Origin of the sequence: Marinifilum flexuosum, from assembly GCF_003610555.1 — a bacterium.
Taxonomy (GTDB): Bacteria; Bacteroidota; Bacteroidia; order Bacteroidales; family Marinifilaceae; genus Marinifilum; species Marinifilum flexuosum.
Map to the genome: position 1 here is coordinate 1,111,445 of NZ_RAPQ01000008.1, position 15,516 is coordinate 1,126,960.

A 15,516-nucleotide genomic window follows, 5' to 3' on the forward strand; every position below is an offset into this window, starting at 1 on the left:
GATGAGTAATATTATTTAGTTCATTTTTTTTAGGTTAATTGCATATAGGGCAATAAAAAGGATGGTAAAAACACTCGAGAATAAGATACCGATGTTTATAAATAAATTAAAGCCTATAAAAATAGCAGGAACAAATAAGAGTAATATTTGCGCTATTGTATAAATATAGAATCCTGCTTTTTTCAATTGAAACATTAGGATTGCTCCTACTAAGCTAGCTGCATATAATAAGAACTGAGTCAAAGAGATTTCGAAAATGTGTTCAATTGCTCTTTGTCCGATTTCTATAGCTTGTTCTAAAAATTGTCTGGCTGGTTCCTCATGCACCTCTTCTAGTGCCATTTCAAAAAAATCAGGCCCCAGGAAGTTTTTTATAGGAGACATTACCATGCCCATTAGGTTATTGATAATACCAAATCCACTACCAATAAAAGTAAGGATGCATAAAACGGTCAATAGTCCGGGTCTTTGTTTAGGGTTGGTTTCAACAATTTCCATATCAGTTGTATTTATGAGGTTAGGGTATAAATTTCACAATGATAAATTTACAATAAAGCTGATAAGTACAAAAAATATTATACTGTTATTAGATTTTGTAGGTTTCTTCCCCGTTGAGTATATGCTTTTACATGATGTCTGAGAACAATGCCGTGATTGATAAAAATTTATCATTGTTTTCCTTGTATGTTCTAGAAATGTTCATTTACAATTTAAATAAGCACAAAATAATTTTTTTAATATCCCGATTTGTCTAATTTTGAACCTGCACTTTAGGAATAGAATTATTGATATTGTATTGTGGTGCATTATCTTTTCAAGGGGGATTGAAATTCAGTAAACATGGGACTTAATCCCTTTAAAACACTAACAAAACATTAAATCATTCCGAGTAATATCGGGGAAAAGACAAACAACAATGGAAAGAGATATACAAATTTTCGACCTAATTGATCAGGAATACCTTCGTCAGAAAAATGGTATTGAGTTAATTGCTTCTGAGAACTTCGTAAGTCAGCAAGTAATGGATGCGATGGGATCTTGTCTAACTAACAAGTATGCTGAAGGATATCCTGGAAAGCGTTACTATGGTGGTTGTCAGATTGTAGATCAAACAGAGCAGTTGGCAATTGACAGAGCATGTGAGCTATTTGGAGCTGAGTATGCAAATGTACAGCCTCACTCTGGAGCACAGGCAAATGCTGCTGTATTTTACGCTTGTATGAAACCAGGTGATACTTTCTTGGGATTAGATTTGGCTCATGGTGGTCACTTATCTCATGGTTCTCCTGTAAATCTATCAGGTAATTTATATAACCCTGTTGCGTATCATGTAAATGAAGAAACAGGATTGGTTGATTATGATGAGGTAGAAAAGTTAGCTATCGAAAACAATCCTAAAATGATTGTTGCTGGTGCTTCTGCATATTCTCGCGATTGGGATTTCCCACGTTTACGTGAAATTGCAGATAAAGTAGGTGCTATTTTAATGGCAGATATCGCTCACCCAGCAGGTTTAATTGCAAAAGGATTATTAAGTAATCCAGTTCCTCACTGTCATGTTTGTACTACAACTACTCACAAAACGCTTCGTGGTCCTCGCGGTGGTTTGATCATCGTAGGAAAGGATTTTGAAAATCCATTTGGAGCTAAGACTCCTAAAGGAGTTACTAAAATGATGTCTGCAGTATTGGATTTCGCAGTATTCCCAGGACAGCAAGGTGGACCATTGGAGCATGTAATTGCTGCTAAAGCAGTAGCTTTTGGCGAAGCATTAACTGATTCTTATAAAGAGTATGCTATACAGATGCAGAAGAATGCAAAAGTAATGGCTGAGGAGTTCATTCGTTTAGGTTACAAGGTTGTTTCAGGCGGTACTGATAACCACTCAATGTTGATCGATCTTCGTTCTAAATTCCCTGAAATTACAGGAAAGAAAGTTGAAAATGTGTTGGTTCAGGCTGATATCACTATCAATAAGAACATGGTTCCTTTTGATACTCGTTCTCCTTTCTCTACTTCAGGTTTACGTGTTGGAACTCCTGCAATCACAACTCGTGGTTTAAAAGAGGAAGATATGCCGGTAATCGTTCAAATGATTGATGAGGTAATCTCTAACATCGAAAACGAAGAGGTAATTGCTTCGGTTCGTACTCGTGTAAACGAAATGATGTGTGAACGTCCTATGTTTGCTTGGTAGTAAAATTATACCATAAGATATATGAAAGGGGAGAGCTTTGGTTCTTCCCTTTTTTGTATTCTACACTACTGTAGAATTATACCGTTAGAAACGTATTTTGTTTTAGAGCATATCCTATCTCGATAATTAACTGTAGTTTAGTGCAAAAATTATTGTTATGGAATGGTATTATTATTTATTGGTTGTACTGGTAGGGGTTTTTGCTGGTTTTTTAAATACTTTGGCAGGTAGTGGTTCAATTATTAGCTTGGCCATGTTGATGTTTATGGGATTACCGGCAAATGTGGCAAATGGTACCAATAGAATTGCCATTTTGATGCAGAATATTGTTGGTGTAAGTAGTTTCAAGAAACAGAAAGTATTTACTTTTAAGGAAGGAATATGGTTGGCTGTACCTGCAATTGTTGGTTCGGTAATAGGTGCAAGCTTGGCCGTTGAAATCAATGAAGAAATGATGGAGAAAACCATTGGAGGACTTCTGGTATTTCTCTTTTTTATTGTCCTTTATAAACCTGATGCCTGGGTAAAAGGTCAGGCAGGATTGGTTCGCTCTAAGCCAAGTGTTTGGCAAATTATAATCTTCTTTTTTATTGGATTGTATGGTGGATTTATTCAAGCAGGAGTAGGATTTTTTCTATTGGCAGGTTTGGTGTTGGGAGCAGGATTCGATCTGGTAAAGGCTAATGCAATTAAAGTATTTATTGTTCTTCTTTATACTCCTTTTGCCATAGGTGTGTTTATTATGAATGGACAAATCGATTATAAGATTGGCTTTATCTTAGCTGCTGGTAATATGATTGGAGCATATATAGCGGCTAATTTTGCTGTAAGTTGGGGAGCTAAATTTGTTCGATATATTTTATTAGCTGTCATTATCTTCGCTTCCCTTAAGTTTTTAGGTGTGTACGAGATGATTGGCTTGATTTAATAGTTATCAGTTATCAGTTATCAGTTATCAGTTATCAGTTATCAGTTATCAGTTATCAGTTATCAGTTGCGGAAAGTAATAAAGCGTACACTTAATTCAACTGGAAATGATAAGTTATGGTTCCCTTTTGATATGCAGGAGCACCGCTATCAGAATTGAATTTGGCTTTTAGAGCGGCTTTTTTCGCAGCTTCTAATAGTGTGGCATTACTTGTGGTCGAACCAGGCCTTCCTGGAAGTGCACTAACAACTTTCCCATTCTTGTCAACAGTTATCTCTACAACAACTTTTCCTCCTTCCTGAAGGTTGTAATGGGGCTTAGGTATAGATAGGGAGTTACGTCCCTGTAAATCGTATGAAACGCCTTTGCTTCCAAGGCCTGTTCCACTGTAATTGTCAGAATTTGGCGAACCGGTTGGTTTGCCTTGATTTCCACTTCCAGAGCTTACACCTTGAGACGAGTTGGATGAAGTTCCCTGTCCAAAAACATTTTTAGCCCGATTGTTAATGGCATCAATTTTTGCCTGTCGTTCTGCAGCTTCACGCTTTTTTCTTTCAATTTCTTCCAAGCGTTTTCTTTCTGCTTCCGCTTCTTGTTGTTTACGGATTTCTTCCTGTCTTTTTTTCTCGGCTTCTATTTTAGCCAATCGATCTCTTTCTGCTCTTGCCTTTTTTGCTTTTTCGTCAGCCGCTTTTTTCTTTGTAATTTCTTCTGCAGATGGTAACTCTGGAGCATCCTCGGTATCCTGAGTCAAAACTTTTTCTTGAGCAGAGCTTGGCTCTGGTTCTGTTTTGGCAGGTGGTGATTTAGGTACTGAGACAGGAGTGGCAGCAGCAACTTTCTTCTGAGCTTTAGAAGGTGCAAGAGCTCTATTTCCTACACCTTGGTTAGAGTTTCCAAAATTCACGAGAATCCCTTCTTCCTCAGGAAGGGGAAGGGGAGTTCGAAAGCCCAGAAAATACAATAGCACGATTAATCCAATGTGGAAAAACAGTGTGCCAGCAAATCCTATTCTCTTGTTCTTGGATTCTTCCATATCTACTTTGCTCGTGTTGCCAATATCAATTTGTACTTGTTGTCCTTTGCAATATTCATCACTTTAACGACCTGTTCCATTGGAACCGATTTATCAACGTGAAGCGATATTGTTGGATCTTCTTCTCTTGCCAGTTTTCTTTGCAATTTGTGTTCCAATTGTGAAAAAGGAACAGGAGTTGTTTCCAAATAAAAATTGAAATTCTTATCGATCGAAACTGTAGTTATTGGCTTGGCAGCAGTTTGGTTACTGCTTTTTGGCAATAGCAATTTTAATGCATTCGGACTAATTAGTGTTGATGTTACCATGAAGAAAATTAGCAACAAAAACACGATATCAGTCATGGAAGACATACTGAAAGCTGCACTTACTTTATTTCTTGTTTTTAGAGCCATACTTTTTACTTGATTGGTTCATTCAACAAATCCATGAATTCTGTAGTTGTAGCTTCCATATTGAAAACCACTTTTTCAACCTTGGCTACCAAAATATTGTAGGCGAAGTATGCGATGATACCCACTGTAAGACCTGCAACGGTGGTTACCATTGCTTGGTAAATACCGCTTGATAATAAACCAACATCAATATTGTTTCCTGCATTTGACATGTCGTAAAATGCCTGAATCATTCCCATTACCGTTCCAAGGAATCCAATCATAGGAGCAGCACCTGCAACTGTTGCTAAAGTAGGTAGGTTTTTTTCTAGTTTTGATACTTCAAGATTACCAATATTTTCAATTGCAGCATTTACATCGTTTAGCGGACGACCAATGCGTTTAATCCCTTTCGAAATCATTCTCGATACTGGAGTATCTTTTGATTGACACAAAGCCAAAGCAGAATCAATTTTACCTTCATGAATGTAATCTCGTATGCGATTCATAAAGTTTGAATCTTCTTTTGTTGCCTTGCGGATAGCAAAATATCTTTCTAAGAAAATGTACATTGCAATTACCGAAAGGGCAAAGATTGGAATCATGATCCAGCCACCTTTAAAGGCCAAATCAACAAAATTCAGAGTTATTTCTGTTGCTTCGGCTCCTTGTTCTTCAATTGGTAGTTCATTTTGAGCCATTTCTTGTACACCTGCAATAAGCGATAGATAATTCATATACGATGTTTTCTAGTTTGATCTAATACATAAAAAAACGAGATATAATATGGAATATTATATCTCGCTAAATTAATATTATTGATTTTATTCCCCTATAGAAATTAAGGGAAATTGAATCTTTATTCTAATGCAATAGCATTGCTTGTAAATAGTATACTCCAGCACCTGCTAAATAACCTACAAATGCAAGAAGAGTAATCTTCTTTAAGTACCAAATGAAATCGATTTTTTCCATACCCATTGCAGCAACACCAGCAGCAGAACCAATGATCAACATAGATCCACCTGTACCAGCACAATATGCAAGGAATTCCCAGAATAAACCATCTTGAACAAAGTTTGAAGCATAACCAACAGCTTCTGCACCTTCGATAGGATACATACCCATTGCAGCAGCAACCAATGGTACATTATCAACAATTGATGAAAGAACACCAATAATCAAGTTGATAATATAAATATCGTGAACGTTCTTGTCCAACCATGACGCTAAAATGTCAAGGTGACCTGCAGATTGCATACTTGCTACAGCTGAAAGGATACCTAAGAAAAATAGTACTGTAGGAACGTCAACTTTTTTCAATACACCAGTTACATTCAAACGACTCTTGAATTCGTGATCTTTGTTACGGTGCATGATTTCAGTAACCACCCACATAACACCAAGTCCGAATAACATACCCAAGTATGGAGGCAAGTGTGTTGTAGTTTTAAATACAGGAACAAATAGTAGAGATGCTACACCCAAACAAAGGATGAATACTCTTTCTTTATGGGTTGTATATTCCTTGTCCTCACCTTCGGTTAGTGCAGGACGAGTAATGTGTCCTTTAAGGTAAGTACTTACGATGATCAATGGAACAATCATTGTAAATAAACTTGGAACAATAACTCGAGTGATGATATTGATTGTTGTAACCTGACCACCAATCCAAAGCATAATGGTAGTTACGTCACCAATTGGAGACCAGGCACCACCGGCATTTGCAGCCAATACAACCATTGATGCAAAGAACCAACGATCTTTTTGGTCGTCAATTAATTTACGGATCAATGCTACAATAACAATTGTAGTAGTTAAGTTATCAAGAGCAGCAGACATGAAGAAAGTTAAAACACTTAATACCCAAAGTAATTTTACTTTGTTAGTAGTTTTAATCTTGTCGGTAATGATTTTAAACCCTTGGTGTTGGTCTACAATTTCAACAATAGTCATAGCTCCCAAAAGGAAGAATAGAATTGTAGAAATTTCAGACAGGTGATGAAGTACTTCATGATGGGTAATGAAGTCCAGCATACCATTGGCATTATCCATTCCAGGATTATGCGCTACGTATTCATTCCAGGCTCTACTCACTCCCGATGAAAGGATATCAACTCCGCCAAATACGTAAATAGTCCAGGTCAACACACCGATTAAAAGCGCGGATGCTGCTTTGTCAATTTTTAGTGGATGTTCAAGGGCTATTGCTGTATAACCAAGAACAAATACCACAACCATTAATGCAAACATAATAATTGATTATTTTAGGTGATTTAAATTTTTTAGATACTTAAACTGCTAATATACTAATATTTGTTTTTCAAAATCAGTTAGCAATTAAAGAAAAAAATCGAGAATTATTAATGCTGCAGAACATTGAGGTAGCGAATTTAAAGCAGTTCTATTCTGCTTTATTCTTTTTATTGTCCTTGTTTTTATTGCCTCGTAAAAAGCTCATGTATTTTTTGAATAGGCCAGAGAATGTATTAAAATCCTCTTTGTAAAAAATACCTATTCCCTGTGTGTTTCTTGATTCCTCGTAAACCAAATATTCATTGGAGCGAGTAAAAGCTTTTAGTTGTAATTTACCCTTTTTATCCAGTTTAATATTCACATCCACATCACCAACAATATCATTGGCTCTTTCCTGGCTGTTACTGGTACCAACATTACCGTTAATGGTTACTTTATCATCGAAAACCTGAGTTGATAGAGCGACTTGAATTTCGTCGCTGGTAAGATTATCTCCTGGGCGGTAACTAACCCCAATATCAAAATCGTTGCTAATTTGACTCAACCAATTGGAAAGTTGATTGGATAATAACTCGCTGGTAGTTACACCAACTGCATAGCTAGAGTTTTTGTTTTCGAAATCAGGATCAGTAGATCGAAGGTACTCAGGAGTGTAAAATCTATTTAAAACCAAAAGGGATAGAATTTGCTTATTGGTTTCATCTTCTGTAGAAAATAAACCTTCCAGAATACTTTGCGTTTGCTGATCTAATGTAGGAAATTCGATATTAAACTTGATGATTGGATTCTCAAGGTTTTGGCTTAGGTTCATATTACATTGAACCGGAATCTTTCTGTTGATATCAATGTATGGCGTATTCAACAACAAATCGTATAAGGTTGTTTTAACATTGTATACTGCATCAATATTTACTGTTGCATTATAAGGATCACCAGCCCATTTTATATTTCCACCATTTGAAAGGTCGAATTTTTTATTGATTACATTCTGCAAAGTAAAAAGGTAACTACCTTTTTGGATTGTGTAATCACCAAATATCTTAAATTCTCCTTTGGTATCAATTTCTAGTTTTAGATTTCCACTTCCTTTTGCTTTTAGAACATCACCAATTTGCGAGTCAAAAATAATTTGAATATCAGTTTCAGGAGTAATTTCAAGGTCGCAATTCATGCGAATTCCTGATAAATCAATTTTGTATTCCTCTTCTTCTTCGCTCTGACCAGCTCTATTTGTATTAACGAATGTAATGAAATTACTTTCCTGAATGTCACCACTATTATTAATGGGAACATATACTCTTGTGTTTTTATCCGTTTTTGCTCTAATTTCTATTTCCAGATCATTAACTGGTCCAAACAGATGAGTTATACCTGTTACGTATGCTTCTCCATAGAACATTTCATTGTCGGATTCCTTTGTGTCAAGAACGTTGAAATTTAAGGTGTTTACTGAAAGATCTAATTGCAAATTATTGAATTGTTCATGTGTAATTGCACCAAATAGCATTGCCGACTGGTCATTTTGATCCTTTATGGTAAAATTGTCAAATCGGAGTTCGCCAGGCATGATGCTAATGCTATCATTACAGTAATATGTAGTTTTTAGAGTATTTACAGTGAATTCTGCCTGTTCGAATTTTAATTTACCTACTGATTTTAAATTATTTGTATGACCTTCGATATGAACACTTCCCGAAGTATTACCTTTGATATCAGATATATTTTCTTGCAGATAAGGGTTCAATAATTCCATTCGCATTTTATCGATATTAATATCCATATTTAAAGAATCAGAATCTGGGAAATAATCTCCAGTTACCTCTATTTCTTTACGCGATGAGAAATCTGTAAACGACGAAAAGCTTAATTTTTTTTGATATTTATCCCAATCACTTATGAGGAATAAATTACCAAGAGTATCCTGATTAAGGATTAAATCTTCAATCATTACGTTTGAGTTGGATAATCTATCGCCATAGAAGTCCGAAATCTGAACATACCCTTTTACAGTACCATTGATACCTATATTTTGTTCACGCGTTAAATCGTTTAAATTCTTCAGGCTGATGTTTTGAATTCTAAAGTTTATGCTGTCATTTGGATTGTTTGAAATCTTACCATCCAGACCAAAGAATTGATTTTCGCGAGCAATTTTAAAATTATCTATTTCATAACTGGTACTATCAATTACAATACGCGATTCGGGAATGGACCAAATGCTGTCGGCCATAATAATAGTACTTGGCAACAGGTTAATGTCCCACTTGACATTTTCTGATGTTTTTGATTTCTCTACTTCACCTTCAGCTGATAAAAATCCACTATAAGTAATTTTATCCCAATTGTTCCATAGTACATTGAGTTTGATTTTGTTTTTTTCAGCAATTAGTTTTTGTGAAAGGTTATACAAACCAAAATTATCAGAGAACTTAAACTTGTTGGTTCTTCCTTTTAGAGTAAGTTTTTCCCTATCTGTATTTAAATCAATCTTTAATTCATCCAAAGATTTTCCTTCTACAACAAGCTTTGGAGTTTCAAAATGCAGGTTTAATTTACGATCAACAGCAATTATTTCACCTTCTAAACTGGTTTCTGGAGCAATGCTAAAATCCGGGAACAACACCGAAGTAATCGGTTCAGTATCCTTGAGCTTTAATTGAAATTTAAAATTATTGGTACTATCTATTTTTGCGTATTCTTTGTTTGGTGCATATGCAGGCAAATAGTAAAAGGCTAGGTTTGCAATGGAGGATATCAATTTGCTAACTTCATAATTACCTTCGACTTTTACATCTGAAACATCAGAATTTAAAATCATTTTTTTGAACTCAGGAGATGTAAAAGAGTTAATGGTAAATTTATTCAAAAGAAATTCGCCTAAGCTATTTTTATAATTGGTTTTGTTAATTTCTATTACACCATTGGCATTATCAAAACTACTACCAGTAAAGTTGGCATTAACAGACAAGCTAAGTTCTGCCTTCTGATCGGTAGTGTTTAAATGCAGAGGAAATAATTTTGCATGATTTAGGTGTGAACTAAAGTTCATTGTTGGAACCTCTTGTGAGAAATCCACCTTACCAGCAAAATCAAAACCTATGTTAGGGTCTTCAATAGAGACTTTACCATCAAATTGGGATTCTGAGAAGAACCCGTTAAGTGTTAAATTTTTGTATTTGTAATCGTAAAAGTCAACTTCACTAATGTTTCCTTTCATGATTCCTTGGGTGGTTTCAGGAGATGTGTAACCACTAACCGAAACATTTAATGAGATCTCACCAACCTTTTCTTGTTCAATTAAACCACCAAGATTAAAATTATTTGTTCTTAGATCACCATTAAAATCGAGTTTGTTATTTCCCTGATTTGGTTTAAACAGGATATCGGTTTTCAAATCTCCCAATTCAGTTTTGAACTTACCATAGAAAACAAAATCATTGATAAAACCATTAAATTTCCCTTTGTATTGAATCAATCCAAGATTGTTAAAATATTCAGGTAGTTTAAAATGTTCTTTGGAGTAACCGGGAATATATACTTTTTCGATATCTGAAATGCTTGTGGTTAACTCTTTAAAATCGGCTTGAAGGTATGCATCACTAAGGTAAGGCAAGCCATTCATATAAAATCTTCCCTTCAAAGCAGTGTTATCGCCATATACAATGTCAATATCCCGTCCTCTTAAATCGTATATGGTACCATAAATTTTTCCCGACAAATAACCTGTTTCTCTGAATCCCAGCAGTTTTTCATTGAAATAAGCCAAATCCAAAAAGCTTAATCTTGATGATTTTAGCAGGAAATCGAGTTGCATTTTTTTAGTGAACTTTGCCCAATAGCCTTGGTTGGGTTCATAATTGAAATAAAGATGCTTTGCTACTACTTTACTGTGTTTTGAAATAATGTTCACATCAGACAAACCCCATTGATTACTGGTAAACCAATTGTTGGCTTTAAAATCTTTTAATACAAATCCTGATTTTTCTTTACAGCTGAGATGCTGCAGGTAAAAACCAACCGAATCACCCACTACCTTTATGTTTCTGGCCTGAATATTTAAATCAGTTACAAAAATATCATCGTAGTTCATTCCAAAGTCTTGTGGAATGTAGTCTGCGGTTTTGTATCCAAAACTAGAATTTTCCATATCAACATTTGCAACATTAATGTTCCATGATTTTTGTGTTGTATCCACAGGATTTGAAGAGTTGCTGTTTGACAAGGAATCAAGAAATACCTCGATGTTTAAAATACGTTCTTCATCTTCGTACAGGTTGAAGAATGTATTCGAAAGAGTAAGTTTATTAATGTAAAATTCTTTTTTACTGATATTAAAAGAATCAATATTGACTTTTAGATTATCAATGTAAATCAAGGTGTCTTGTCGGTAATCCTCAACATATAAGCCTTTTAAAGTAATACTTTTAAAGGGGGAAATATTTACTCCTTCAATGCTAATTGGAGTGTTAGTTTGTTCCGACAAATAATTGGCAATTTTCCTACTTATGTGAGTTTGAACTGTACTACTTAGGAAAAGCAAATACATGATGCAGGGAATCATAATGATAACTGCTGCAGTCCAAATTGATATTTTGAAAATTTTTTTAATAATTTTGCCGTTTTGTGAGTTGCACAAAATTAGGTAAAAAGAAGAAGAAAGTAACAACAATAAAGGGTGATTGGGAGCTTTTTTGATTTTTTTAACGATTGGTAGGATAAATCAATTTAATTGCCCGACATAATAAATAAAAAGATGAGTATAACTATTCTTGGAATTGAATCATCATGCGATGATACTTCCGCATCGATATTAAAAGATGGAATCATTTATTCCAATATTATTGCAAACCAAACCGTGCATATGGATTATGGTGGGGTAGTACCTGAATTGGCTTCGCGTGCTCATCAACAGAATATTATTCCTGTTGTGCATCAAGCTATGCAGAAAGCAGGGGTTACTGCTGATGAGATTGATGCGGTGGCCTTTACAAGAGGTCCTGGATTGTTGGGATCTTTAATGGTGGGTACATCCTTTGCAAAAGGATTTGCCATGGCAAAGAACATTCCTTTGATTGAGGTGAATCACTTGCAAGCTCATATTTTAGCTCATTTTATCGATGATTTAAAAAATACTTACGATCATCCTGAGTTTCCATTTTTGGCATTGCTGGTTTCTGGTGGTAATTCACAGATTATTATTGTAAAGGATCACTTGGAAATGGAAGTAATTGGTGAAACCATTGATGATGCAGCAGGAGAGGCTTTTGATAAGTGTGCCAAAGTTATGGGATTGCCTTATCCTGGAGGTCCGATTATCGATAGAAATGCCAAGCAAGGAAATCCGCATGCGTTTGAGTTTAGTAGACCAAAAATTCAAGGATTGGATTACAGTTTTAGTGGCTTGAAAACTTCTTTCCTATACTTCATTCGCGATAAAGTGAAAGAAAACCCAAACTTTGTTCAGGAAAACATGAATGATTTGTGTGCATCTTTGCAGTATACGATTGTAGATATTTTAATGAACAAGGTTAAAAGAGCAGCTCGCGAAACCGGAATTAAGCAGGTTGCCATTGCAGGTGGAGTTTCAGCGAATTCAGGTTTGCAAAATGCGCTACACGAAGCTGCTGACAAATTTAACTGGAAAGTGTATGTACCTCAGTTGGGTTACTCTTTGGATAATGCAGCCATGATTGCAATAACAGGCTACTTTAAATATTTAAAGAAAGAATTTGTGGGGCAGGATACGGCTCCATTTGCTAGAATGACAATTAAATAATTGTTGAGAGCAAATAAATGAAATAACAAGAAACGGAAGCCATATGCTTCCGTTTTTTTACTCGGGAATATTCAAATAGTTTTTTAATACTGTTATCGAATGATCATTAAAATGTGCCAAATCAAGAGTTAAAACTTCTTTGTTTTTAAGATTTAAGCTCATTTTGTGGTTTTCTATTTTAATGTCATTGATGTCTTTCAGGTAAACTTTTATTTCTTTCGACTTCCAACCTGTTTTGTATTTTAGTTTTCTTGAATTGATGATAAGGTACTCTTTGGGATATAAAATTTTACATCCCAGAAGCAAGCCAATAAAATAAACCGCTAAAGTTGCAAGAACAAATATCAGATAGTTACCATGTGGTAAAAAATTAAAATACCGGTTGAAAATATACAGCAAAACTGCCGAAACCAAAAAAGCAATGGCCAATGCCAACTGTTTTGCTTTGGTTTCGTTGTTGTTGATTTTGTGATCTCTGATGTCGAATTCGAACTGAAGCATTTTTTAGTTTCTTTAGAGTCTTCCCTAAAGTTACTAAATAACCAAGTTTTAGTAAATAAAAATTTATTCCTCTATTAAAATCTGATTGAATAAACTATTTTGTTCCAATAAATCGCTATACGATTGAGAAATTAAATCCTTGGCATTTATTTCCAGTAATTTGATATAGAAATTACATTGTTCCTGTAGCTTTTCTTTCGGTATACCCTCATCCATATCAATGGCTTCAATTTCTACAAATTTACCAAGTCCTTTTACATCATCAATATGAAATTTTACATTCTCGATAAAATAGATTTCTCTTTTTTTATCTACTACACATCTACTTCCCATCGCTTTTTCAAGTATCTCTTTTAAAGTAGAATCAGTTTTGGTTTGGTACAAGTTCACCTTACTTTCTCTTGAACCCTTTGTGTCTTCACGAAAATAGTGAATCAGGTTGTTTTCAATTTTTCCTTCACGCAATTTTAAACGTCCCGATTTGGCATGAAAATAGGTGTCAATTTGATGATCAACTCCTTTAAAGTCGGCATTATTCGATTTTAAAATTTCACGAATTCTATCTTGATTTTTACAGTGAGCTTTAATTTCTACAGTTACAGGCATCTTTTTGTATTTTGCTTTTAAATATGTCCGAAATATCGTAAAAAAATGATCTTAATTGAAGAATTTAACTTGGTAAAAGAGAATGAAAATAAATCGGTAACGCGATTGTTTTTATACGAAATAGATTTTATGATGATTTTACATCGTTCTACTTGAGTGGAATGGCGCAGAATGTTTTAGTTAGGGCCATTGTTCTTTAAAGAATTGCCTTTCACAAAGTTTTTATATCACTCTACCAGGAAGGAAATAAAATGTTTTGGTTGAACCAATTGTTTTTTTCCGAAACAAGTTTTATAATGTTTATATATTAATCTACTCCAGTAGAGAAGGGTAAAATGTTTCAGTAGTGTCTATCTTTTTCAGTAGAATGAGTTTTTATAAAGTATTTGGATTTATTTACTCTAGAGGAAAGCAGTATGAGTTTTCAGGTTATTAGTCTTGTACCGATAACTCAATAAGCTTGTTACTGATTTTATCTAGTTCAAGAACAAAATCAACATTGGTTTCTGATAGTGCAGCTTTGGGCATAATTGATGCAACTGCATTTTCAGGGTTTTCAACTAGGGTAGTTCCTCCATAATCTTTAATGGTTTTAAGACCATAGGCTCCATCTTGATTCAAGCCAGTTAATATTACACCAACCAACCTGTTTTTATAGGTCCAGGCTGCAGATTCAAAAAGCACGTCGATTGAAGGACGAGAGTGGTGTACTTTTAGATCGGCCGAAAATGATATGGTTTCATCATCCTCAACCATCATATGGTAATTAGGAGGAGCAAAATATACATGTCCTTTTTTGATTTCATCTTTCTCCTCGGCTTCTTTAATACTGAGTTTACTGATGCCATTTAAATATTGAACAAACGAATCGTTATTGTGGTCGCCAATATGCAGTACCACAAGAATTGGGAGTTTAAAATCGGCAGGTAAGGCCGGAATAATTGTTTTTAATGCTTCCAGCCCTCCAAATGATGTTCCAATGACTAATGCTTTATTCATCAACCAATTTTCTTTTTAAAGATTTTTTGTTTGGCATCGATATCAGCAAAACTGTGTTCGTGTTGTGTAAAACGAAGCGATTCTTTCGATCCTAAACAAAGATGACCACTATGCACCAAACTTTCATGGAAAAGGTTAATTACTTTATTTTGTAGTTCCCGATTGAAGTAAATCAATACATTACGACATAAAATTAAATTTACTTCGGCAAATACATGATCGGTAACCAGGTTGTGGTCGGCAAAAACCACATGCTTAGAAAGTGCCTGATCAAATTTGATGGAACCATATTTTAAGGTGTAGTAATCGGATAATTTTTCTTTGCCACCAGATTTAATATAGTTGCGCTGAAATTTATCTAATTCCTGAGTTTGATAAATTCCATGTTTGGCGATTTCAAGCACTTTACGATTGAAGTCTGTAGCATAAACCTGGCATCTGTCCAATAAACCTTCTTCTTTTAATAGAATGGCAAGCGAGTATACTTCTTCGCCTGTTGAGCAGCCAGCATGCCATATTTTAATAAAAGGATAGGTTTTAAGAGTTGGCACAACATTTTCGCGAAAGGATTTGTAAAAATCCGGATCGCGAAACATTTCAGTAACATTAATCGACAAGTCTTCCAATAAATCAATAAAAAAAGCTTTATCCCGAAGCACTTTTTCTTGCATGTGCGAGATGGATGTAAAGCGACCAATAGACATTCTGTGCAATAATCTGCGCTTTACATGAGCTTTAGAATAATCCCTGAAATCATAGCTGTATTTTTGATACACAGCTTCTAGAAATAAAGGGATTTCTATATCGATATTATCAATTACTGAAGACTTGTTTTGCTCCATT

13 protein-coding genes are annotated in these 15,516 nt (G+C 34.8%); 3 read left to right on the forward strand and 10 right to left on the reverse strand.

The genetic code is table 11. The features are described from left to right. Window positions 1-15: 15 nt before the first annotated feature. Complete coding sequence (locus tag BXY64_RS21310) at window positions 16-498, reverse strand: hypothetical protein (RefSeq protein ID WP_170150575.1); 483 nt, start codon at window positions 496-498, stop codon at window positions 16-18. A 418-nt stretch (window positions 499-916) separates the two neighbouring features. Here BXY64_RS21310 and glyA point away from each other — a divergent pair, with 418 nt between their 5' ends. Both glyA and BXY64_RS04810 read left to right on the forward strand, forming a co-directional pair. Beyond that, the gene (glyA, locus tag BXY64_RS04805) at window positions 917-2,197 is read left to right on the forward strand and encodes a serine hydroxymethyltransferase (RefSeq protein ID WP_120238789.1); all 1,281 of its coding nucleotides are present in this window, start codon (window positions 917-919) and stop codon (window positions 2,195-2,197) included. A 157-nt stretch (window positions 2,198-2,354) separates the two neighbouring features. Continuing rightward, on the forward strand, window positions 2,355-3,125 hold the full coding sequence (locus BXY64_RS04810; RefSeq protein WP_110361527.1) for a sulfite exporter TauE/SafE family protein: 771 nt from the start codon (window positions 2,355-2,357) through the stop codon (window positions 3,123-3,125). Between the two features lie 91 nt (window positions 3,126-3,216). On the opposite strand, the gene BXY64_RS04815 is transcribed toward BXY64_RS04810, so the two are convergent. The 5 genes from BXY64_RS04815 to BXY64_RS04835 all read right to left on the reverse strand — a co-directional run bounded on the left by BXY64_RS04815 (window position 3,217) and on the right by BXY64_RS04835 (window position 11,274). Beyond that, window positions 3,217-4,161, reverse strand: a complete 945-nt coding sequence (locus BXY64_RS04815; protein WP_120238790.1) for a cell envelope integrity protein TolA — start codon at window positions 4,159-4,161, stop codon at window positions 3,217-3,219. A gap of 2 nt (window positions 4,162-4,163) precedes the next feature. Next, entirely contained in the window at window positions 4,164-4,556 is a 393-nt protein-coding gene (locus BXY64_RS04820; protein WP_110361529.1) for an ExbD/TolR family protein, read from the reverse strand. Between the two features lie 5 nt (window positions 4,557-4,561). Further along, window positions 4,562-5,272: a MotA/TolQ/ExbB proton channel family protein gene (locus tag BXY64_RS04825; RefSeq protein WP_120238791.1), complete on the reverse strand. Its 711-nt coding sequence runs from the start codon at window positions 5,270-5,272 to the stop codon at window positions 4,562-4,564. A gap of 127 nt (window positions 5,273-5,399) precedes the next feature. Continuing rightward, window positions 5,400-6,788, reverse strand: coding sequence for a sodium:proton antiporter NhaD (gene nhaD / locus BXY64_RS04830; protein WP_120238792.1), 1,389 nt, complete (start codon window positions 6,786-6,788; stop codon window positions 5,400-5,402). Between the two features lie 151 nt (window positions 6,789-6,939). Next, window positions 6,940-11,274, reverse strand: coding sequence for a translocation/assembly module TamB domain-containing protein (locus BXY64_RS04835; protein WP_170150576.1), 4,335 nt, complete (start codon window positions 11,272-11,274; stop codon window positions 6,940-6,942). Between the two features lie 270 nt (window positions 11,275-11,544). Here BXY64_RS04835 and tsaD point away from each other — a divergent pair, with 270 nt between their 5' ends. After that, window positions 11,545-12,567 (forward strand): tRNA (adenosine(37)-N6)-threonylcarbamoyltransferase complex transferase subunit TsaD, encoded by a 1,023-nt coding sequence (tsaD, locus tag BXY64_RS04840; protein ID WP_120238794.1) that lies wholly within the window; start codon window positions 11,545-11,547, stop codon window positions 12,565-12,567. 57 nt (window positions 12,568-12,624) lie between these two features. On the opposite strand, the gene BXY64_RS04845 is transcribed toward tsaD, so the two are convergent. The 4 genes from BXY64_RS04845 to BXY64_RS04860 all read right to left on the reverse strand — a co-directional run bounded on the left by BXY64_RS04845 (window position 12,625) and on the right by BXY64_RS04860 (window position 15,515). Next, window positions 12,625-13,068, reverse strand: a complete 444-nt coding sequence (locus BXY64_RS04845; protein WP_120238795.1) for a hypothetical protein — start codon at window positions 13,066-13,068, stop codon at window positions 12,625-12,627. 63 nt (window positions 13,069-13,131) lie between these two features. Continuing rightward, window positions 13,132-13,674 (reverse strand): class IV adenylate cyclase, encoded by a 543-nt coding sequence (locus BXY64_RS04850; protein ID WP_120238796.1) that lies wholly within the window; start codon window positions 13,672-13,674, stop codon window positions 13,132-13,134. A 432-nt stretch (window positions 13,675-14,106) separates the two neighbouring features. Then, on the reverse strand, window positions 14,107-14,673 hold the full coding sequence (locus tag BXY64_RS04855; RefSeq protein WP_120238797.1) for a chemotaxis protein CheB: 567 nt from the start codon (window positions 14,671-14,673) through the stop codon (window positions 14,107-14,109). After that, window positions 14,673-15,515, reverse strand: a complete 843-nt coding sequence (locus tag BXY64_RS04860) for a CheR family methyltransferase (RefSeq protein ID WP_120238798.1) — start codon at window positions 15,513-15,515, stop codon at window positions 14,673-14,675. Before BXY64_RS04860 ends, BXY64_RS04855 begins: the two co-directional genes overlap by 1 nt. Between the last annotated feature and the right edge of the window lies 1 nt (window position 15,516).